Origin of the sequence: Blastomonas natatoria, from assembly GCF_003201955.1 — a bacterium.
Classification (GTDB): domain Bacteria; phylum Pseudomonadota; class Alphaproteobacteria; order Sphingomonadales; family Sphingomonadaceae; genus Blastomonas; species Blastomonas natatoria.
On sequence record NZ_QJJM01000007.1, the window covers coordinates 65,359 to 84,476 of the forward strand.

Genomic DNA, 19,118 nt, shown 5'->3' on the forward strand with positions numbered 1-19,118 from the left:
AGTGATTGCGTGTCGCGCTCAATTCCATAAGGTTGACGCAAACGTAAATTCATTCGGAGAGGATCGCCCCAACATGACGCTCACCCAGAGCCCCGTCAGCCCACAGACCAGCACCGATAGCTGGAGCGCGCCCGAGGGTTGGCCAGCCATGTCGATCAAGCAGATCGAAGCCATGCTGTGCGCCCCCGGTCAGCCATTCGAGATGGAAACGATCGAGGTCGAGGGAGTCGCCACGCGGTGCTGGAAGAATGCTCCGCCAAGCCTTGCCGCGCTGGCGCAGATCGCGCGCATGCATGGCGAGAAGACTTTCCTTGTCTATGAGGATGAACGCGTCACCTATGATGCCTGGTTCCGCGCGACAGCCACGCTGGCGCAGCATCTGATGGCCGCGGGAATCGCCAAGGGTGATCGCGTGGCCCTTGCGATGCGCAACCTGCCCGAATGGCCGGTCGCGTTTTTCGCTATCGTCAGCATTGGTGCCATTGCGGTTCCGCTGAATGCCTGGTGGACCGGAGCCGAGTTGGCCTATGGTCTTGCCGACTCCGGCGCTAGGCTGCTGATTGCCGATGCCGAGCGACTGGACCGCATCGCGCCGCATCTGGATGAGCTGAGCGCCCTCGATATGATGCTCGTCAGCCGCAGTCACGGCGCGCTGCCTGCTGCGGCGAAGAGCCTGGAGTCCGTCATCGGCGCACCACCTGCCTATGCCGATCTTGCCGCAGCAGAGCTCCCTGCCATCCAGATAGCGCCGGACGATGCGGCAACGATCTTCTACACATCGGGCACGACGGGGCATCCCAAGGGCGCGCTGGGCAGCCATCGCAACATGACGACGAACATCCTGACCACTGCCTATGCCGGGGTGCGATCCTCGCTGCGTCGGGGTGAGGCACCCCCGGCGCCCGAGCCTGCAGTGATGCTCACCGTCATTCCGCTCTTCCATGTGACCGCGTGCAGCGCGGGCATGACCGGTGTCATGTTCAGCGGATCGACCCTCGTGTTCATGCACAAATGGGATGCAACCAAGGCGCTGGAAATCATCGAGCGCGAGCGGGTAACGGCCACTGGCGGCGTTCCGACCATTGCCTGGCAGCTGATCGAGCATCCCGACCGTGACAAGTACGATCTCTCCTCGCTCAAGTCGATTTCCTATGGTGGCGCTCCATCCGCGCCCGAGCTGGTGCGCAAGATCCGCGAAGTGTTCGGTGCATTGCCCGGCAATGGCTGGGGCATGACCGAGACGATGGCGACGGTGACCAGCCATACGGCGGAGGATTATCTCAATCGTCCCGACAGTTGCGGTCCGGCCGTGCCTGTAAGCGATCTCAAGATCATGGACGCCGATGGTCAGACCGAACTGCCGGTGGGCCAGGTGGGCGAACTCTGGGCGCGGGGGCCGCAGATCGTGAAGGGCTATTGGAACAAGCCCGAAGCAACCGCCGCGACCTTTGTCGACGGATGGGTGCGCACCGGAGACCTTGCGCGGCTCGACGAGGAGGGCTTCTGCTACATCGTCGATCGCGCCAAGGACATGATCATTCGTGGTGGCGAGAACATCTATTCGTCCGAGGTGGAGAACGTGCTTTACGACCATCCGGCGGTTACCGACGCCGCGCTGATCGGATTGCCGCACCGGACCCTTGGAGAGGAGCCGGCGGCGGTCGTGCATCTGGCCCCTGGCAGCCATGCTACCGAGGCCGAGCTTCAGGCCTGGGTGCGTGAGCGGCTTGCCGCGTTCAAGGTACCGGTGCGGATCGTGTTCTGCGAGCAAACGCTGCCGCGCAACGCCAACGGCAAGATCCTCAAAAAGGACCTGGCCAGCCTGTTCAGCTGAACAGGGACGACCGGGCTGCCCGATGACAGCCCGGTCGATCGGTCAGGCAAACACGCTTGCCAGTTCCTCGCTGCTGGCGCCTTCCTTCGTTCCGCGAAGTTCGAGGTAGATTGCCGCAATGCCTGCTGCACCAACCGCTGCGCTTACCGTACTCAGCAGCGCGCTGCTCACTACCGAGAGGCTGGCGCTGATCATCGAGATCACGCCAATGGGGATGGCGATGATCATGCTGAAAATGAAAAAGACGATGATGAGGCCCAGCAGCTTGAGCCGCGAGCCCTTGGTCAGTGCGGCACTGCGACTCAGCGCCTCTGCGACGCTGAGGTTTTCCACCATCAGTGCGGGCACTGCGACCATCCACATCAGGTACAGGATTACCCCCGGAATGATCAGCATGACCAGTCCGATACTGATGCCTATGGCGACAACAATGCCGAGACCGATCAGCGGCAGCAGCTTGGCGATGGCCCGGCTGACGCACTCCCCGAAGTTGACCGGCTTGCCCGCAAGATCGTTGGCTGATGCCACGATGAGCGAGGCCTGCAGGATGATCGAAAGAAACAGAAAGACGAAATAGCCCGCCACGCTGCTCAGCATCAGGGCAGGGCTGAGAAAGACGGTAGCCGGATCGGCTACGCCTGGTGACACGAACAGGCCCATGCCCAGCTGGGGCAGGCCCACGATCACCAGTGAAAGTCCCAGAAACAGTGCAGCGTTGCGGACTATTACGCCAAAGGTGTTTGAAAACACATTTGCGATGCTGAACTCGGCTGGCTGGCTGGCCATATCAAAACTCCCGATTGATTGTCCCAAGCGACCGAATCTTCTTTTGCCGCCAGCCTATCATGTGCTGTCAGCGCGTCCAGTGCAGTTGGCCACAAGCAATTCGCCTTGCCCGGTCCGCAAGCTTCTGCGATCAAACGGGTTGTGACTGCTGGCCCGGCCCCTATTGCACCTCGGCGTGAAGGTTTTGATGCAGCCTATGATCAGGTGCGCAGCGACGGCAGTATCCAGTTCAATCCGGAGTTCTCCAAGCCGCCTGAGCCTCCACCGGGCTGGTGGCAGGACTTTGCGCGCTGGCTGGGCGAAATGCTCGAACCCGTCGTCAGGGCACTTGCGGCGGCCTGGCCGTGGTTGAGCAAGGTGATGCAGGTGGCGCTGATCGCCGGGGTGCTGGTGCTGCTATGGGTCATACTCGCACCCTATATCGCCGATTGGCGCGAGCGCCGCGCCGGGGCCCAGTCGGATTGGGTGCCCGACCAGGCACAGGCGCTTGCGTTGCTGGACGAAGCGGACAGGCTTGCCGCCGAAGCCCGATATGACGAGGCCGCGCATCTGCTGCTCTACCGGTCTATCGAGGATATTGCAGCCAGCAGGCCCGACCTGCTGCGCCCGTCGACCACCGCAAGGGAAATTGGCGCATTCGATGCGCTGTCGCAGCGCGCGCGCGCGGCGTTCGGGGTGATTGCCGGCCATGTCGAGGCGAGCTTCTTCGCGCGCCGCCCCCTTGATCGCAGCGCGTGGGACAGCTCGCGCGAAGCCTATCGCGCCTTCGCGCTGGATGGCAGCTGATATGGCGGCAGAAGCCAGCTCCAGTCCGTTTGCGCGCGGCTCCGTACTGCTGATGGTCGCGATCGGCTTTGTCGCGTTTCTGGCACTGCTCTATGCGATTGGGGCGGGCGGAGCTCTCCGACCGGGCAATAACGGCCAGGCACATGGAGCCTCTTCGAGCATTGTCGGCTATTCCGCGCTCGGCCAGCTGCTGGAAAAGACCGGTACGCCGGTTCGCTACGGACGCAGCCCGGTCGCAGCGCAGCAGCAGGACCTGCTGATCGTCACGCCCGAGCTTTACGCCGATCCGCAGGAACTGGCTGCCCTGGTCAGCCAGCGCGCCTATACCGGCCCTACGATCATCATCCTGCCCAAATGGCAGGTGACCCCGATCAAGGGGTTCAACGCTGGCTGGGTGCAGCTCGAATCGCCCTGGGTGGCGGCTCAGGCGCCGCAGGTCCTGTCGCGCCTGGTAACGGTCAGCACCCGGATCGAAGGCGTCACCGAAAAGGTCGCGCAAGCTCCCTTCATTCAGGCGCAGACCCCCGAACAGAAGACCGCGATGCTAAGGCAGGCGATACGTGCGCGGGTGACCATTTCGGGTGACAAGCTCAAGACGGTCCTGGCCGATCCGGAAACCGGAGCGGCGCGGGTGGCGGTGATCGATGATGGCGGCTGGTATCCTTCTCTCGATCGCGATGCACCAGCCGAAGCGCCGCGGACATCCGACACGCTACAGGGGCGCTACCCGGTGGTCATCGTCGCCGATGCCGATCTCATGAACAATCTGGGCCTCGCCAATCGAAAGACGGCGGCGCAGGCCTTGCAGATCGTCGATGCGGCTTGGTCCGGCGGTGGGGAAGGGGTGGTGTTCGACCTGACCCAGAACGGGCTCGGCGCTTCGGAAAATCTGCTTTCGGTGGCCTTCCGCCCGCCCTTTGTCGGCGCGGTGGCAAGCCTGGTGCTTGCCGCGATCGCCTTTGCCCGGATGGCGTTCTTTCGCTTTGGCCCGCCGGTTGCGGATGAACGGCCCTTCGGCTTCGGCAAGACCGCGCTGGTCAAGGGCAGCGCTGCTCTGGTGCGCAGGCTCGGCCGCGAAAGAGTTGTAGCCCAGGCTTATGCCGATCTGCTGCGCGACCGTGCCGCGCGCGCGCTCGGTTTGCCGCCCGCGCTGCCGCCGGACCAGGTTGATGCCCGGCTCGCTTTGGTGCCGGACGACAGCGCAGGCAATAGCTACGAAACCCTTGTTGCGAACTTGCGAAGCGCGCGCGACCGGCCCGCATTGTCGGCGGCTGCGCGTGCGCTGTATCGATGGAAAAAGGAACGAATGGGATGAAGCTGGCCGATATCCACGCATTGGGGGACCGAATCCGCACAGAAATGGCCAAGGCGATCATCGGCCAGGACGAGATCATCGATCATCTGCTTATCGCCCTGTTCTCCAATGGCCATGTGCTGCTGGAAGGCCCGCCGGGCACCGCAAAGACGTTCATGGCACAATGCTTTGCGGCGTGCCTTTCGCTCGATTTTGGGCGCATCCAGTTCACCCCTGATCTGATGCCGGGTGACATTGTCGGCTCGAACCTGTTCAACTTCCAGACCAGCCAGTTCACGCTGACACGCGGGCCCATCTTCACCGACCTGCTGCTGGCGGACGAGATCAACCGTACGCCGCCCAAGACTCAGGCGGCCCTGCTGGAAGCGATGCAGGAACGCTGCGTCACGCTTGACGGAACGCACCATGCGCTGTCGCCGCATTTCATGGTGGTGGCGACGCAGAACCCGATCGAGCAGCAGGGGGTCTATCCCTTGCCCGAGGCGCAGCTCGACCGCTTTCTCTTCAAGCTGCTTGTAGGCTATCCCGATGCGGCGGAAGAGGCCAGGATCGTCGCCGAATATGGCCGTCGCAACGGCGTGCAGCGTCCCGATGCCTTCGCGATCCAACCTCAGGTCACTCGGGACGAGCTGACTGCGGCGCGCGCTGCGGTCAGCGAGGTCGGACTGGTGGATGAAGTGGTCGCCTATATCGTGCGCCTGGTGCGAGCGACGCGTGAGACTGCCGATTTCGAGAGCGGAGCCAGCCCGCGGGCCGCGATCATGCTCGCCAACGCGGCCCGCGCGCGGGCTGCGTTGCAGGGACGCGATTATGTGATCCCCGATGACGTCAAGCAGCTCGCCGCGTCAGTGCTCCGCCACCGCACCCTGTTGTCGCCCTCCGCCGAAATCGAGGGGCGCCGGGTCGAAACGATCGTGGCCGATCTGGTCACGCGAACCGAGGCGCCGCGTTGATCGGAGCCTATCCCACCCTGCGCGCCGGCCTGCTGATCGCGGGCGGTGCGTTGCTGGCAATACTGCTGGCGGCTTTCGCACCGGGCTTGTGGGCGCTTGGTCCGGCCTGGTCGGCGACCGTGCTGCTGCTTGCGCTGCTTGATGCACTGATCGCGGGCAAGGTGCGGCATCTGGATCTGATCGTCCCGGCCAGCAGCGAACTGGGCAGCGATGTGCGCATCGGCATCACGGCCGAACTGGCGGGCAAGATTCCGGTCGTACGCGCCGAGGCGAGCATCCAGGTCGCAAACCGCCTCGTTCCGGGGGGCAGGGGGTTTGCAAGATTGCAAAGGACGGGCGCCGATGATGCCTTGCGCGGCGAGTTCGCACTCGCGACGGTGCGGCGCGGTTCGTTGACGATCGATCGGCTATGGCTGCGCTGGCAAGGGCCTTTGGGGCTTGGCTGGCGTCAGGACCAGCGCGCCAGTGAAGAGACGGTTGCCATCCTGCCGGACATCGCGGCCGTCCGCGCGCCGGCTTTGCAAATTTTCATCAGGGACGCGATCTACGGCATTCTGGCACGGCAGATGCGCGGCGAGGGCAGCGAGTTCGAGGCCCTTGTCGAATATCAGCCGGGCTTCGATCGCCGTTCGATCGACTGGAAGAGTTCGGCGCGCCATTCGAAGCTGCTTGCACGCGAATATGATACCGAGCGGAACAACCAGATCGTCTTCGCGCTCGATAGCGGGTCGGACATGTGCGAGCCGGTGGCAGGCTTGCCGCGTATCGATCGCGCTGTCTCGGCGGCGCTGCTGACCAGCTATGTCGCCTTGAAGGCCGGTGATCAGGTCCGGTTGTTCTCCTTTGCCGCAAGGCCCGAGCGGGCGACGCCCTTCGTCTCTGGCAGTCGCAATTTCTTTCGCCTGCAATCGGAGGCGGCAGCGATCGATTACCGGTTCGAGGAGAGCAATTATACGCTCGCCCTGTCTACCCTGGCGGCGCAATTGCAGCGCCGCTCGCTGATCGTGGTCTTCACCGACTTTACCGATCCGACCAGCGCCGAGCTGATGCTCGAATCGGTCGGGAGGCTGATTGATCGGCATCTGCTCCTGTTCGTCGCGATGGAGGATGAAGAGTTGCTGTCGCTGGTCGATCAACCGCCGGAAACCAGCGAGAGGGTAGCCGAAAGCGTAGCGGCGGCCAGCCTGCTCGCGCAGCGGCGGCTGGTCATCGCACGGTTGCGGCATATGGGCATCGAAGTGATAGAGGGGCGACATGACGAGATCGGCACACGGTTGATGAACGCCTATCTGAGGATCAAGCGGCGAGGGCAGCTGTGACCGAAGCGGCTTTGCCCTCTTCTGGCGAACAGGCGATCGCTGCGGCGGTTCTGCGCAGCGACCGCTTCCGGCTCGAGCGCGAGGGGGACTGGCAGCGGCTCGATGCCATGGTCACAGCGATGGAGAAGGGGCGGCTCAAACGCCTTTCCGACGCCGATGTCATGGCCTTGCCCGTGCTTTACCGCAATCTGCTCTCCAGCCTTTCCATCGCGCGCGAAAGCTCGCTCGATGCCGGGCTGATCGCCTATCTCGAATCGCTGACGCTGCGTGCCTATTTCATCGTCTACGGCACCCGCACCACTTTTGGCGCCTGGTGCCGCAGCTTCTTCGGCGGCGGGCTCGGCCGTGCGGTCCGCAGTATCTGGCTCGATCTGCTCATCGCCCTGACAGCCATGATCGCTGGCGCGGTGCTGGGCTTCTGCCTCGTCGACGCCGATACCCAGTGGTATTTCCGCCTGGTGCCCGCGCAGTTCAGCGATGTCCGTGTGCCGGGTGCCTCGCGCGAGGCTCTGATGGGGACGCTGTTCGGCAAGTCGGAATCGGAAGGGCTGGCGGTATTTGCGGCCTATCTGTTCAGCAACAATGCGCAGGTCGCGATCCTGGCCTTTGCGCTCGGCTTCGCGTTCGGTGTGCCGACGCTGTTGATGCTGGTGTACAACATGGTCGGGCTAGGCGCCTTGCTCTGGGTCTTCGCATCGCGCGGGTTGACGGTTGAGTTCGTCGGATGGCTTTCGATACACGGTACGACCGAACTGCTGGCGATCCTGCTTGCGGGCGGGGCGGGTCTGCATATCGGCCGCGCTCTGGGCTTTCCGGGTCCGCGCAGTCATTTGGCCGCGCTGGGCGAAGCAGGGCGAAGGGCCGCGCAAGTTATGGTGGGCGTCATCGTGATGCTGATCTGCGCGGGTCTGCTGGAAGGATTTGCTCGCCAGTTGATCCAGTCGACCGGCACGCGCTATGGCATCGGTTATGGCATCCTGACCTTCTGGCTTGTCTATTTCTTCCTCTTTCAGCCGAGGCGCGCCTGATGGCGAGGGCTGCCGATCTCGGACGCACACACGGCGCCGACCCCAGGTTGCGGCGAACGCTGGTGACGCCCGAAGGCGTGGCACTCGACGTTCAGGTGGCACCTGCCAGCGCGCGCGTCGGCGCGTTGTTCATAGATCTTGCTGCCTTGTTCGGGCTGTTTCTGGCCTTCGTGATCACAGTGCTGCTGATCGTCTGGGCCTATCAGCGGGCGGGACTGCCCCGCATGTCGGACGGCGTTCTCGGCTTTCTGGCCATCCTGTTCATCATCGGCACGTTTCTGGCGCGGAACGCCTATTTCCTGTTCTTCGAGCTTGGCCAGCGTGCAGCAACCTGGGGCAAGAGATCCATCGGCATCCGCGTGGCCGCGCGCGATGGCGGGCGTCTGACAGCGGAAGCGGTGATCGCGCGCAACCTGCTGCGCGATATAGAAATGTTCCTGCCGCTGATGTTCATGACATCGGGCGGAGTGCAGGGGACGCTCAGCGAATTTGCGGCCTGGTCGGGAATCGCCTGGGTAGGCATTTTCCTGCTGTTTCCGCTGCTCAACAAGGACCGACTGCGCTGTGGCGACCTGATTGCAGGGACCTGGGTCATCCAGACTCCCAAGGCGATGCTGGGCAGCGTGGTGGCGACCGGTGCTCCGGTCAACGCGGCGGTCGCGGCTCTGCCCGCCGACCGCTACCGCTTCGAAGACGAAGAGCTGTCCGTGTACGGCGAATACGAGCTGCAGATGCTGGAGCAGGTTCTGCGCAAGGCCAATCCCGATGCGATGACAACCGTGGCGGGCACGATTTGCGGCAAGATCGGCTGGACACCGCCGATCGGCGACGAGCAGGCGTTCCTGGAAGCCTATTACACGCAATTGCGCGCCCGGCTCGAACGCGGGATGCGGTTCGGCCAGAGGCGCGCGGACAAGAACAGTTGAGACGGTGCGGTGGTCAGGCTGCGCTGAGCAGACCGGTGACCACCTCTGCCGTCGGCGGGCGCAGCGTGCGCATGGCCTGTTCGGGATCGCCGAGCATCGACTGGGCAACCTGCCGCGCGAAATCGTCGAGCGACTTGGGAAGTTCTGCACTTCCGGCAGCCTTGGCCAGGCTCTCCATCGCGCCGCTGGGTGCGGTGGGCCGGTTGACGAGATTGATCACGCCGTCATTCACCGGCCGTGCGGGGGCAGGGTCGGTATTGCGCGGTGCGACATCATTCGCCTGATAATTCGGACGGATATAGACCGTCCGCATCGTAGGCGAGCCAGGGGGGTCTGAATTGTTGATCATGGCACGGGGTCCTGATAGTTTTTCAGGCAGACGATGCCATGCCGGGTGTTAAGGGCATGTTGTCGAACATGGCGTGTGCCGGGTTAAGCATATTGCAAGGCCCATATCCTATGCTCGACCTGCTTGAAGTCTGGCCCAGGCCAGGTCCGCGAACTCGCATAGTAACGGCCGCGTTTCGCGCGGATCAATGATATCTTCGACAGAAAAATGCTCGGCGCTGCGGAAAGGGCTGCGCACCTTGTTGAGCCGCGCCCGAATTGCGGCGAGATGCCCTTGCGGATCAGCGCTGGCCTCCAGCTCGGACTTGTAGGCGACCTCGACCCCGCCCTCGATCGGCAGTGATCCCCAATCGCCGCTCGGCCAGGCGAAGCGGTACTGGAACCGCTCTGCATTCGACATGGCTGACCCTGCGATCCCGTAGGCGCGCCGTACAATGACCGAAGCCAGCGGCACTTTTGCACGATAGATCGCGTTCATGGCGTTGACGCCATAGCGGATCGTGCCGGCTCGTTCCGCATCGGCGCCGATCATGAAGCCGGGATTGTCCACCAGATGCACGATGGGCAGACGGAACTGATCTGCCAGCTTGACGAAGCGTTCGACCTTTTCGCTGGTCTTGGCCTCCCATGATCCGCCCAGAAAGCTGGGATCGCTGGCCAGCACCGCCACCGGCCAGCCGTCGAGCCGCGCGAAGGCGGTGATGACGGCGCGACCCCAGCGACGGCCCATCTCGAATACGCTGCCACTGTCGAACACATGGCCCAGCACCCGCCGCATCGCATAGACCTGGCCCGGATCGCGTGGCACGGCGCTGAGCAGCGCCTCGTCGCGCCGGTCGACAGGATCGACGGACTCCGTGCGGGTCGCCAGGCTGTCGACGGAAGAGGGGAGAAACGAGAGAAAGCGGCGCGCCGCTGCAAAGGCTTCGGCCTCGCTGGCCACCTCTTCATCGGCCACGCCGTTGCGGCAATGGATCTCGGTTCCGCCGAGCTGCTCCTTGTCCACGGTCTCGCCGATCGCCGCTGCTACGGCAGGCCCCGCAGCAAAAAGCTGCGACAAGCCCTTTACCATCACCGAATAGTGGCTCGCCACCGTGCGTGCGGCACCTAGCCCTGCGGTCGGTCCAAGCGCCAGCGCAACGACGGGCACGGTTTCGAGATTGGTGACGATATGGTCCCAGCCGGGCACCATGGGCACATAGGTGTAACCCATCGTCTCGAGCGTCTTGACTGATCCGCCGCCCCCGGTTCCATCGATCATCCGCACCAGCGGAAGGCGCAGCTCGTGCGCCATTGCTTCGCATTGCACGAACTTGCGGTGCAGCGCTGCATCCGCAGCCCCGCCGCGAACGGTAAAATCGTCGGCGCTGGCGACAATCGCGCGCCCATTCACATCGCCGCGCCCGAAGATGAAATTGGAAGGCGCCAGGTCGATCAGATCGCCATTTTCGTCATAGCTGCCGCGTCCGGCGATCTTACCGATTTCGCGAAAGCTGCCTGGGTCGAGCAGCGCATCGATGCGCGCGCGGGCATCCATCTTGCCGCGTGCATGCTGCCGCGCGACCTTGTCTTCCCCGCCCATTTTGTCTGCCAGCGCACGGCGGCGCGCCAGTTCGTCGATCTCTTCCTGCCAACTCATGGGGCTGACGCTAGCGCGCCGAACCCCGCCGGTCACGCGGGAAAATCAGCCCTTCTTCTTGGCCATCGACTGGACCGCACCCAGCGTCAGCTTGACATGATCGCGATAGTCCATGTCGTCATGGACGAATGTCACACGGCCATTGGGGGCGACCACCATGCTGGTGCGCCCTGTCATGTTCGGGCGACCGGCCAGACCGACGCCATAGGCCTGTATCATCTGCGGTGTGGCCTGGGCGACGGTGAACTTGCTCTGGCAGGCCTCGGTCGAGAATTTCTTGAGCTCGTCAATTCCGTCGGCGGACAGGCCGATCACGGTAGCCCCCGCCTTCCTGAAATCGTCCATGCGGGTTGCGAACTCATGGGCCTCGGCGGTGCAGCCGCTGGTGAACGCCTTGGGGAAGAAATACAGCACCACAGGCCCTTTCTTCAATTCGCTCGCGAGATTGAGCTTGTACGCCTTGCCTGCCTTTGCGCCGGTGGTGGTGAACATCGGAGCCTTGCCTCCAATCGCGATCTTGCCGGCAGTTGCGGCCATGGCAGGTGCGGGGGCAAGCATGGCGGCAGAGCCGACCGTCAGGGCGAGGGCGGAAAGCGAAAGTGCAAATGCGCGCATGTCAGAAACCCCTTTGTTCGTGATATCGGCAACTTAGGACGATTGTGCCCGATTTCCAGCCGTTCAGGCAAATTCGCGGGCGATATCCTCGGCATCCGGTCCGGCAAGCTGACGATAGACGCCGGCATAGACGCAGACCATCAGTACCGACAGCAGCATGCTCATTACCGCATCGACGAGTGTCGTGAGCGTATCGGCGATCGAACCTTCCAGAGCGAGGCGGATGACGATGCCAAAGACAGTGACGCTGGTGATATAGACAAAGAAGGCGGTCACGCCGACGACGAGAAGAAAGATGAGGATGCGCCCGCTATTGCCCTTGGTCAGTGCCCAGGATCGGCGCATCGGTTCGACGATGCTGTGCTTGCGCTCGGCCACCATCACAGGCCCGGCGATCAGCAGCTTCACGAATATGTATATGCCGGGCAGGACGAAGGCGAGCGAGCCCAGAAAGGTCAGCACGCCGCTGAGCACGCCCAGCGCATAATAAGGCAGGATGATGGCCAGTGCGCGCTTCATGGCTTCCCCTACGCTCGGCCGGTGGCGGTCCAGCATCAACACGAGCATGGTGATGGTGGCAAAGCCGTTCAGCACGCCAATGAGCACGATCCAGAAAATATTGTCCGCATAGAAGCTTTGCAAATTCGCATAAATCGCCTGCAGGTCCGCATCGGGTGCAGCGGCAGGCTGCGGAACGAACATCGCAAATGCGAGGCTCGGCAGCAGGATGAACACGCCGGCGACGCTCAGCAGCAGTTCGCGGTGCGCGCGGAACAGGTGCATCACGTCGTTCCAGCAGCCGGAAAGATCGAGCTTGCGCGTCATGGCGGGATTGGCCTCTCTGGCTAAAGCGACTAAAGGCTTGCGCTAAACGCCGTGCGGGCGCTGTGCAAGGCATTTGCCGCACGGCCCGTCGCGCGCCGACAGGCAGGACCCATGGCAGCAATCTTGACCGATTTTTCAAGCAGCGCAGTTCCCGTACCAGAATGGCGAATATCGCCGGGACTGTCGCTCTATCCCGAGGCGCTGACCCAGATGGAGGCGCGCAACAGCGCCATCGAGCGAGGCGAGGCAGGCGAGCTGTTGTGGCTGCTGGAACATCCTCCGCTTTACACGGCGGGAACCAGTGCCGATCCCGCCGAACTGCTCAGCCAGCAGTTTCCGGTCTTCGATACCGGGCGCGGCGGGCGCTATACCTATCATGGTCCGGGTCAGCGGGTCGGCTATGTGCTTCTCGATTTGCGCCAGCGCGGCAAGGATGTCCGCTGTTTCGTCCATGCAGTCGAAGGCTGGGTGATAGCAGCGCTCGCCGATCTCGGGGTTTCGGCGCGCCGTGCCGAAGGGCGCGTGGGCATCTGGACGGATAACCGGGCAGGGCAGGAGGCGAAGATCGGGGCCATCGGCGTACGGGTGCGCCGATGGGTGACGATGCATGGCTTTGCCGTCAACGTCGATCCTAACCTCTCGCATTTCGGCGGCATCGTGCCTTGCGGGATTGCCGAATATCCGGTCACCAGCCTGGCCGATCTGGGCATCAGCGCGACCATGGCCGATCTGGACGCTGCGCTGGCAGCGCACGCTGATGCGTTTCTTGCAGCGCTGGGCGGGACGTGCCAAGGCGCCGCCAAAGGAAAGGGTGACCAATGACGCTGAAGCCAGCCATTATCGCTGCCGTACTCGCTGCACTGGCACTTGGCGGCTGCCAGCAGCAGGGCACTGACACGACGGCGGTTGCACAGGGCAGTGCGCCCGAAGGCACGATCAGCGACGAGTTGCCGAATCTGAACCTGCTGCCGAATGATGCGCCGCTCGCCGATCCTGCGGACCTGCCACCGGTACCTGGCAGCGTTGCACCAGTCACGCCGACGGGTGAAAGCAGTGAAAATACGCAGGAGGCAGAGCCTGAAGCGCCTGCCGCCGACAGGCCTGCAGAGCCGAAGCTTGAAGGCTCGATTGCGGAGTAAGCTTGCAGCGACCTGAAGGTCCCGGTGTGCGGATGCCTTTGCCAGCAACCCCTTATCGGCGCTTGCCCGGATAACAAGGCCTCAAGCGGCGTAGATCGTCCCGTCGACCAGCCCTGCATCGGCAAAGCCCTGCTTGCGCAGGCGGCAGCTGTCGCACAATCCACAGGCGCGGCCATCGGGCAGAGGATCGTAGCAGGACCAGCTCATCGCAGGATCAAGGCCCAACCGCACCGCCTCCGCCGCGATCTCGGCCTTGCCCAGATATTGCAGTGGCGCATGAATGGTGAAGGGCTCGCCCTGATCCCCCGCCTTGGTGGCCAGATCGGCAAGTCGCTCGAAACCCTGGATGAATTCCGGGCGACAATCGGGGTAGCCCGAATAATCGAGCGCATTGACCCCGATAAAGATGTCGCGCGCGCCGAGCGCTTCAGCCCAGCCCAGTGTCAGCGACAGGAATATGAGGTTGCGCGCGGGCACGTAGGTGACAGGAATATCCTGACCCACGGCCGTTTTGGGGACATCGATATCGTCGGTCAGTGCCGATCCACCGAACTGGCGAAGATCGAGTGGCAGCACGATATGACGAACTGCCCCGATATGGGCTGCGATGGACCTTGCAGCATCGATCTCCACCCGGTGGCGCTGATTGTAATCGATGGTCAGTGCGGCCACCGCGAAGCCTGCCTCCCGTGCGCGCGCGGCGGAGACCATGGAATCCAGGCCGCCAGACAGCAGCACGACAGCGGTTTTCTGCGGTTCGCTCATGGCCTGCGCATATTGCGCTGCGGCGAAACGGGCAATTCAAAAAATCGGGCCGCGCGGACATGTCCGGCGGCCCAGTGAGGTCTTCACGACCTGAATGGAGGAAAGCGTACCGAATCCGGCACGGGACCGTTATAACCCGATGTTGGTTAAGAAAAGGTGCAGCCTCGCTAACGATCAGCCACTGCATGACCCGGCATAACGGCCTTCCATGGCGAAGGCGAAGGGCGCGTTCTGCGCGATGCCCTGCGAATCGATCTGAATCAGGCCGCGACCTTCATATTTGATCGTCGTCCGGCCCGATCCGCCACCGGGGCAACGGTAGGTCACGGTCACCTCGTCGGGCAGGTCGGAGACTACGAAGCGATGGCATTGCTGATCGCGGTGCCGCAGCTGCAAAAGCTTGCGCAGATCGCGGACGCACAGCTTGTCGCTGCCATCGGCGCTGCCGCGTTCCTTCAGGTTCCACAGGCCCGGCTGCAGCTTGCTCAGCATGGCCAGTTCCGGTGCTTCGGCGCGGGTGGCAGTCGAGGCGAGGCCCAGCGCGATGGCGAGCACGACAAACAGTTTGAAAAGGGTGGGGAAGGCAGTCATGCGGGTTTACCCTGTCGTTGGGTCCTGCCGGTCAGCGCGGCAGGCACAGTCAATGGCGTGCGACCCGATTCAGGTTTCTTGCCCCAGGCAATGCGAGATGGCTAGCTCAAGATGATGGCAGAATCAGCCGCCAATTATGGCGGGTTTGCGACGCCTTCGACCCGAATTCAGCCTGCCGGCGTGACGGGCTCGATATGGAAGATGCGCGAGCAGAAGGCGCAATCCACCGCAATCGTCCCGCTGTCGCCGACCATTTCTGCCTGTTCTTCCGCCGGGAAACGCCCGATGACGTCTCGGATATGGTCGATATTGCAGCGGCAACCCTTGACCAGCGGTGCGCCGTCGACGGTACGCACCTCGTCTTCTTCGTGGAACAGCCGCCACAGGATGTCGCGTCCGCTCAGCGCCGGGTCGAGCATCTCGCCATGGCTGAGCGTGCCCGCCAGGATCGAGACATGTTCCCATTGCGGATGATCCAGCCGCACATGCAGCCGCTCGCGGCCTTCCTCGCCCTCGGGCAGGTGCTGGACCAGAAAGCCTGCGCTGCGGCAGCCGGTGGCATCGCTCTCGATCGCGATGCGGATCATCGTCGGCACCTGTTCGGACTGGGTGAAATAGCTCTCGCATGCCTGGGCCAGCGAATCCCCGTCGAGCGGGACGATGCCCTGATAGCGGCCCTTTCCGAAGCTCTGGTCGAAGGTGAGCGCAAGATAGCCCTTGCCGAAAAGCGCGAACAGCGAGGGATTTGCACCCAGCCGCGCGAGCCGCTCAGCATCGAACCGCACATGGCCGCGCAGCTCGCCACCGCGATAATCGACGACCAGCAGTTCGACGATACCGCCCTCGGTTTGCGCCTGGATGGTGACCTGGCCGCCATCCTGCTTCATCAGCGATCCGATCAGCGCGCATATGGTGATCGCCTCGGCCAGCACCAGCTTGATCGAGGTCGGATAATCATGTGCCGCGAGGATTTCTCGCAGCACGCTGTCCAGCCGGACGAACCGCCCGCGCGCATCCTGGCCGGGAAGGGTGAAATGAACGGGCGGGGTGTCAAAGGCAGTGGTCATGCGCGGCTATATGGTGCGGGGGAGGGGCGGCGTCAAACCTGCGCGCTGATTGCTCACAACCGTCATTCCCGCGTACGCGGAAATCCCGCTTGCTTTTCCATCAGTTGGAGAAGCGGGACCCCCGCGTTCGCGGGGGTGACGATGTTGTTTTGCAACTTCAGCTATACCGCCCTGCCGTCTCGCGGATCAGGGCGATCATGTTCGGGATGCCCTGCGTCCGGTTCGAGGAGAGCTGGTTCTTCAGGTCGAACGGTGCCAGCGCACCTTCGATGTCCGCTCCCGCCACCTCTGCGGGCGCCTTGTCCTGCACCGTCAGCAGCACCAGCGCGATGATGCCCTTTGTGATCGCGGCGTTGCTGTCGGCGAGGAAGTGCAGTCGGCCGTTATCGGTCTGCGTGGGATAGACCCAGACCGAAGCCGAACAGCCGCGCACCAGGGTCGCATCGGTCTTGAGCGCATCGGGCATCGGATCGAGCGTGCGGCCCAGATCGATGATCAGCCGATAGCGATCATCGGCATCGAGAAATTCATATTCTTCGGCCAGGTCGGCAATGCTGGGGGCTGCTGTCGTCATGGCCGCGCAGATAGCGACGCGGCGGGGCAAAGTCACCCCGCCGCGCGCAAATTACAGTTCCACTCCGGCGGCGATGGCTTCAAGCTTGCGGATGCGTTCCTTGAGATCGGCGATCTCGATCCGCGAGTGCGTCGAGGGCGATCCGCCGTCGTGGCGCGGCGCATGCGCCTCCATCTCGTGGCGCTTGAACGCCAGCCATTCGCGCCAGCCGCGCAGCAAGGTCGACGATACCAGCGCAACACCCAGCAGTGCCGATGTTGCCACGGTCATGTAGAGATAGGCGCTTTCCATCTTCTTCCCTTTACGGCCCCCGCCGCCCGGTTGGTGATGTGCGTTTCCGCTCAGCGGTCGCGCAGTTTCTCGATTTCAAGGCTCAGATCGCTCGTCTGGCGCTGGTCGGTAATGACCCGTTCGAGCACCTGCACGCGCTCCTTCAGCGCGCGTACGTCTTCGCGCAGCCGTTGCGTTTCGCCGCTATCCGCAGCCGCGACGCGCTTCTGGTTTCCGATGGCGTCCTCGACGATACCGTGCTGCGCCTTGTAACGGGCCTTCAGCACATTCGCGATCATCACGATGAACACGATGGCCACGACCATGGAAAAGGGATTGTCGAACATTTCGTATGTCCTTGTTGTCAGCTCAGCTGCTTTTCGCGCAGGTCTTCGATCTCACGCGACAATGCGTCTCCGGTGCGGTTGTCGGTGATGATCCGCTCCAGCGTCCGCAAACGCTGTTCGATGCGATCATCGGCTGGAGGGCGGGCGACTGCTTGCGCTTTGGCGAGCTCCAGCTGCAATTCCAATGTCTTGCGCTGGTGGCGGGTCCAGATCGCGAGCCCGCCCAGCATGAACGGAGCCAGCGGGATCAGGACCAGAAGCGCATCGAAGTCGATCATCTCAAAAAACCCCCTTGAATTGCGTCAGTTCAGCGGGGCGTCCCGCAAATCCTCGATCTGCTGGGCGAGGTCGCTGCGACCATCGGTGATGATCCGCTCGAGTGTGCGCACACGCTGCTCCAAACGTTCGGTCTGAGCCGCATAGCGTGCCGCCTTTTCCGCCGTTTCCTTGTTGAACGCCTCGAGCTGTTTTTCCTTGAACTTGAGGTGCCGCTTATAGGCATCGCCCGTCGTGCCGACCAGAACCGGCAGGCCGACGACAATCATGAAGAATAGTATCCAGTCCGGCATGATGACCTCCCGTTATCCTCGTGGTTCGCTCAGTTCGCGCGCTTGTCGCGCAGCGCCTCGATCTCGTGGGTCAGGCGGTGCGCGTCGTCGGTGACGATCCGCTCGACATTGCCCAGACGGTCCTTGATCGACCCCAGCTCGGCACGCAGCTGAGCGTTTTCCTGGCTCAGCAGCTTGATCCGCTCGACCGATTCCAGGTCCGCCTTGGGATAGATCGGCTTGCCCCAGCTGCTTTCGAGCGGATAGCCGTTCTTGATCCGCAGCCAGGTATTGGCGACCCAGCCGGCGGTGCCGATGGCCACCACGATCGAAATGATCGGGCCCAGCGTCTGGAACAACATCATCTTCTCGGTCATGCGGGGTCCTTCTCGATGCGCAGGCGTTCGATCTCATCGGCCAGGCGAACACTGGAGCTGTTGGCGTCGGTAGCAATGCGTTCCAGCACCGCGATCCGCTCTTCAAGTCGTCCGATCTTGCCTGTCAGTTGCTCGTTTTCATTGGTGAGCAGCGATATTTTTCGATCAGCGTCTGGATCGCTTCGTTCAATGACTTTGCCGGTCCACTGATCCTCGATCGGATAGCCATGTTTGGCGCGGATCCAGGTGGTGATGACCCAGGCCCCCATGGACAGCATGATGATCGTAAGGACGAAACCCGGTCCACCCCAGCTCATGATATTCTCCTGATACCTTGTTTATAGTCGCGCCGCAGATCAGCGCAGGCTTTCAATCTCGTCGGCCAGGCGCGTGTTCTTGGCGGTGTAGAACAGCTCGACATCGGCCAGGCGGCGGTCGATTTCGCGGAACCGGGCCTTCACATCGCGCGCGGTGCGGGTCGGTGACTGACGCACGCCCTGCCAGAACTTGCGATCCTGATCGTCGGCGTAGAGGTGCGAAGGCTTTTTTTCCGCAAACATGCCCATGGCGAAATAGCCGACCAGCGCCCAGCCGGTCATCAGCGTCAGCAGGACAGCGGCAACACGGATCCACACCACGTCGATCCCGGTATAGTCGGCAATCCCGGCGCACACGCCCATGAACTTGCCGTTCTGCTTGTCGCGATAGAATTTCGTCTTGCGCGGAGCAGGGGCTTCATATTTGTACTTGTCCAGCCGGCTCATTTCCTCACCCTTTCCTTCAGCAGGCGCTCAACCTGTTCCAGGCCATAATCGTCCTGGTCGTCCGAGCTGGTCAGCCGCGCCGGGCGCCAGTCGGGATTGTCGGCGGAAATGATCCGCTCCACGGTATCCATGCGATCGTCCAGACGGCGGGCCATCGCATGCAGCTCTTCAAGCAGGTGCTCGTCCGAATTAGTCAGCGTCGCTGCGGTCTTCCATTTGGTAATGTAGTGGAAGATCAGCCAGGGCAGGCCAATGAACAGCATACCGACGACGAAGATGGGAACCAGAATATCTTCCATCGT

At 62.9% G+C, this 19,118-nt stretch carries 26 protein-coding genes; 9 read left to right on the forward strand and 17 right to left on the reverse strand.

Annotation, left to right across the window (positions count from 1 at the left end; genetic code table 11):
- Positions 1-73 precede the first annotated feature (73 nt).
- Entirely contained in the window at positions 74-1,834 is a 1,761-nt protein-coding gene (locus C7451_RS10120) for a class I adenylate-forming enzyme family protein (protein ID WP_110298846.1), read from the forward strand.
- A gap of 42 nt (positions 1,835-1,876) precedes the next feature.
- Here the strand turns inward: C7451_RS10120 and C7451_RS10125 are convergent, their stop codons facing one another.
- Positions 1,877-2,620: a hypothetical protein gene (locus tag C7451_RS10125; protein WP_110298847.1), complete on the reverse strand. Its 744-nt coding sequence runs from the start codon at positions 2,618-2,620 to the stop codon at positions 1,877-1,879.
- A gap of 204 nt (positions 2,621-2,824) precedes the next feature.
- Between C7451_RS10125 and C7451_RS10130 the strand changes: the two genes are divergently transcribed.
- From C7451_RS10130 to C7451_RS10155, 6 genes are read left to right on the forward strand one after another with little or no spacing between them, the layout of a single operon-like run.
- A complete protein-coding gene (locus tag C7451_RS10130) occupies positions 2,825-3,406 on the forward strand; it encodes a hypothetical protein (protein WP_146215344.1) in 582 nt (193 codons plus the stop codon).
- A gap of 1 nt (position 3,407) precedes the next feature.
- The gene (locus C7451_RS10135; RefSeq protein WP_110298849.1) at positions 3,408-4,721 is read left to right on the forward strand and encodes a DUF4350 domain-containing protein; all 1,314 of its coding nucleotides are present in this window, start codon (positions 3,408-3,410) and stop codon (positions 4,719-4,721) included.
- Positions 4,718-5,674, forward strand: coding sequence for an AAA family ATPase (locus C7451_RS10140; RefSeq protein ID WP_110298850.1), 957 nt, complete (start codon positions 4,718-4,720; stop codon positions 5,672-5,674). Before C7451_RS10135 ends, C7451_RS10140 begins: the two co-directional genes overlap by 4 nt.
- A complete protein-coding gene (locus C7451_RS10145; RefSeq protein WP_110298851.1) occupies positions 5,671-6,993 on the forward strand; it encodes a DUF58 domain-containing protein in 1,323 nt (440 codons plus the stop codon). The genes C7451_RS10140 and C7451_RS10145 overlap by 4 nt, the downstream gene beginning before the upstream one ends.
- Positions 6,990-8,021 carry a stage II sporulation protein M gene (locus tag C7451_RS10150; RefSeq protein ID WP_110298852.1) on the forward strand — a complete coding sequence of 344 codons (1,032 nt, stop codon included), beginning with the start codon at positions 6,990-6,992 and terminating at the stop codon, positions 8,019-8,021. Before C7451_RS10145 ends, C7451_RS10150 begins: the two co-directional genes overlap by 4 nt.
- Complete coding sequence (locus tag C7451_RS10155) at positions 8,021-8,947, forward strand: RDD family protein (protein ID WP_110298853.1); 927 nt, start codon at positions 8,021-8,023, stop codon at positions 8,945-8,947. The genes C7451_RS10150 and C7451_RS10155 overlap by 1 nt, the downstream gene beginning before the upstream one ends.
- Positions 8,948-8,960: 13 nt before the next feature.
- On the opposite strand, the gene C7451_RS10160 is transcribed toward C7451_RS10155, so the two are convergent.
- From C7451_RS10160 to C7451_RS10175, 4 genes are all read right to left on the reverse strand, one after another.
- The gene (locus tag C7451_RS10160) at positions 8,961-9,296 is read right to left on the reverse strand and encodes a hypothetical protein (RefSeq protein ID WP_146215345.1); all 336 of its coding nucleotides are present in this window, start codon (positions 9,294-9,296) and stop codon (positions 8,961-8,963) included.
- 108 nt (positions 9,297-9,404) lie between these two features.
- Complete coding sequence (locus C7451_RS10165; RefSeq protein ID WP_110298855.1) at positions 9,405-10,934, reverse strand: acyl-CoA carboxylase subunit beta; 1,530 nt, start codon at positions 10,932-10,934, stop codon at positions 9,405-9,407.
- Between the two features lie 45 nt (positions 10,935-10,979).
- Positions 10,980-11,549, reverse strand: coding sequence for a peroxiredoxin (locus C7451_RS10170; protein ID WP_110298856.1), 570 nt, complete (start codon positions 11,547-11,549; stop codon positions 10,980-10,982).
- A gap of 63 nt (positions 11,550-11,612) precedes the next feature.
- On the reverse strand, positions 11,613-12,374 hold the full coding sequence (locus tag C7451_RS10175; protein ID WP_110298857.1) for a glycerophosphoryl diester phosphodiesterase membrane domain-containing protein: 762 nt from the start codon (positions 12,372-12,374) through the stop codon (positions 11,613-11,615).
- A 111-nt stretch (positions 12,375-12,485) separates the two neighbouring features.
- On the opposite strand from C7451_RS10175, the gene lipB reads away from it, so the two are divergent.
- The gene (lipB, locus tag C7451_RS10180) at positions 12,486-13,196 is read left to right on the forward strand and encodes a lipoyl(octanoyl) transferase LipB (protein WP_110298858.1); all 711 of its coding nucleotides are present in this window, start codon (positions 12,486-12,488) and stop codon (positions 13,194-13,196) included.
- Positions 13,193-13,513 (forward strand): hypothetical protein, encoded by a 321-nt coding sequence (locus tag C7451_RS10185; RefSeq protein WP_110298859.1) that lies wholly within the window; start codon positions 13,193-13,195, stop codon positions 13,511-13,513. Before lipB ends, C7451_RS10185 begins: the two co-directional genes overlap by 4 nt.
- An 81-nt stretch (positions 13,514-13,594) precedes the next feature.
- Here the strand turns inward: C7451_RS10185 and queC are convergent, their stop codons facing one another.
- The 12 genes from queC to pspB all read right to left on the reverse strand — a co-directional run bounded on the left by queC (position 13,595) and on the right by pspB (position 19,115).
- The gene (queC, locus tag C7451_RS10190; RefSeq protein ID WP_110298860.1) at positions 13,595-14,278 is read right to left on the reverse strand and encodes a 7-cyano-7-deazaguanine synthase QueC; all 684 of its coding nucleotides are present in this window, start codon (positions 14,276-14,278) and stop codon (positions 13,595-13,597) included.
- Between the two features lie 174 nt (positions 14,279-14,452).
- Positions 14,453-14,869 carry a hypothetical protein gene (locus C7451_RS10195; RefSeq protein ID WP_110298861.1) on the reverse strand — a complete coding sequence of 139 codons (417 nt, stop codon included), beginning with the start codon at positions 14,867-14,869 and terminating at the stop codon, positions 14,453-14,455.
- Positions 14,870-15,036: 167 nt separating this feature from the next.
- On the reverse strand, positions 15,037-15,936 hold the full coding sequence (hslO, locus tag C7451_RS10200; protein WP_110298862.1) for an Hsp33 family molecular chaperone HslO: 900 nt from the start codon (positions 15,934-15,936) through the stop codon (positions 15,037-15,039).
- A 157-nt stretch (positions 15,937-16,093) separates the two neighbouring features.
- Positions 16,094-16,510 carry a SufE family protein gene (locus tag C7451_RS10205; protein WP_110298863.1) on the reverse strand — a complete coding sequence of 139 codons (417 nt, stop codon included), beginning with the start codon at positions 16,508-16,510 and terminating at the stop codon, positions 16,094-16,096.
- A 51-nt stretch (positions 16,511-16,561) separates the two neighbouring features.
- Positions 16,562-16,801 (reverse strand): hypothetical protein, encoded by a 240-nt coding sequence (locus tag C7451_RS10210; protein WP_110298864.1) that lies wholly within the window; start codon positions 16,799-16,801, stop codon positions 16,562-16,564.
- Positions 16,802-16,851: 50 nt separating this feature from the next.
- On the reverse strand, positions 16,852-17,127 hold the full coding sequence (locus tag C7451_RS10215) for a hypothetical protein (RefSeq protein ID WP_110298865.1): 276 nt from the start codon (positions 17,125-17,127) through the stop codon (positions 16,852-16,854).
- Positions 17,128-17,144: 17 nt separating this feature from the next.
- A complete protein-coding gene (locus C7451_RS10220) occupies positions 17,145-17,405 on the reverse strand; it encodes a hypothetical protein (protein ID WP_208625190.1) in 261 nt (86 codons plus the stop codon).
- 24 nt (positions 17,406-17,429) lie between these two features.
- The gene (locus C7451_RS10225; protein WP_110298866.1) at positions 17,430-17,696 is read right to left on the reverse strand and encodes a hypothetical protein; all 267 of its coding nucleotides are present in this window, start codon (positions 17,694-17,696) and stop codon (positions 17,430-17,432) included.
- 29 nt (positions 17,697-17,725) lie between these two features.
- Positions 17,726-18,052, reverse strand: coding sequence for a hypothetical protein (locus C7451_RS10230; RefSeq protein WP_208597918.1), 327 nt, complete (start codon positions 18,050-18,052; stop codon positions 17,726-17,728).
- Positions 18,049-18,369 carry a hypothetical protein gene (locus C7451_RS10235; protein ID WP_110298867.1) on the reverse strand — a complete coding sequence of 107 codons (321 nt, stop codon included), beginning with the start codon at positions 18,367-18,369 and terminating at the stop codon, positions 18,049-18,051. The genes C7451_RS10230 and C7451_RS10235 overlap by 4 nt, the downstream gene beginning before the upstream one ends.
- Before the next feature lie 39 nt (positions 18,370-18,408).
- A complete protein-coding gene (pspC, locus tag C7451_RS10240; RefSeq protein WP_110298868.1) occupies positions 18,409-18,816 on the reverse strand; it encodes an envelope stress response membrane protein PspC in 408 nt (135 codons plus the stop codon).
- A complete protein-coding gene (gene pspB, locus C7451_RS10245) occupies positions 18,813-19,115 on the reverse strand; it encodes an envelope stress response membrane protein PspB (protein WP_060978252.1) in 303 nt (100 codons plus the stop codon). Before pspB ends, pspC begins: the two co-directional genes overlap by 4 nt.
- Between the last annotated feature and the right edge of the window lie 3 nt (positions 19,116-19,118).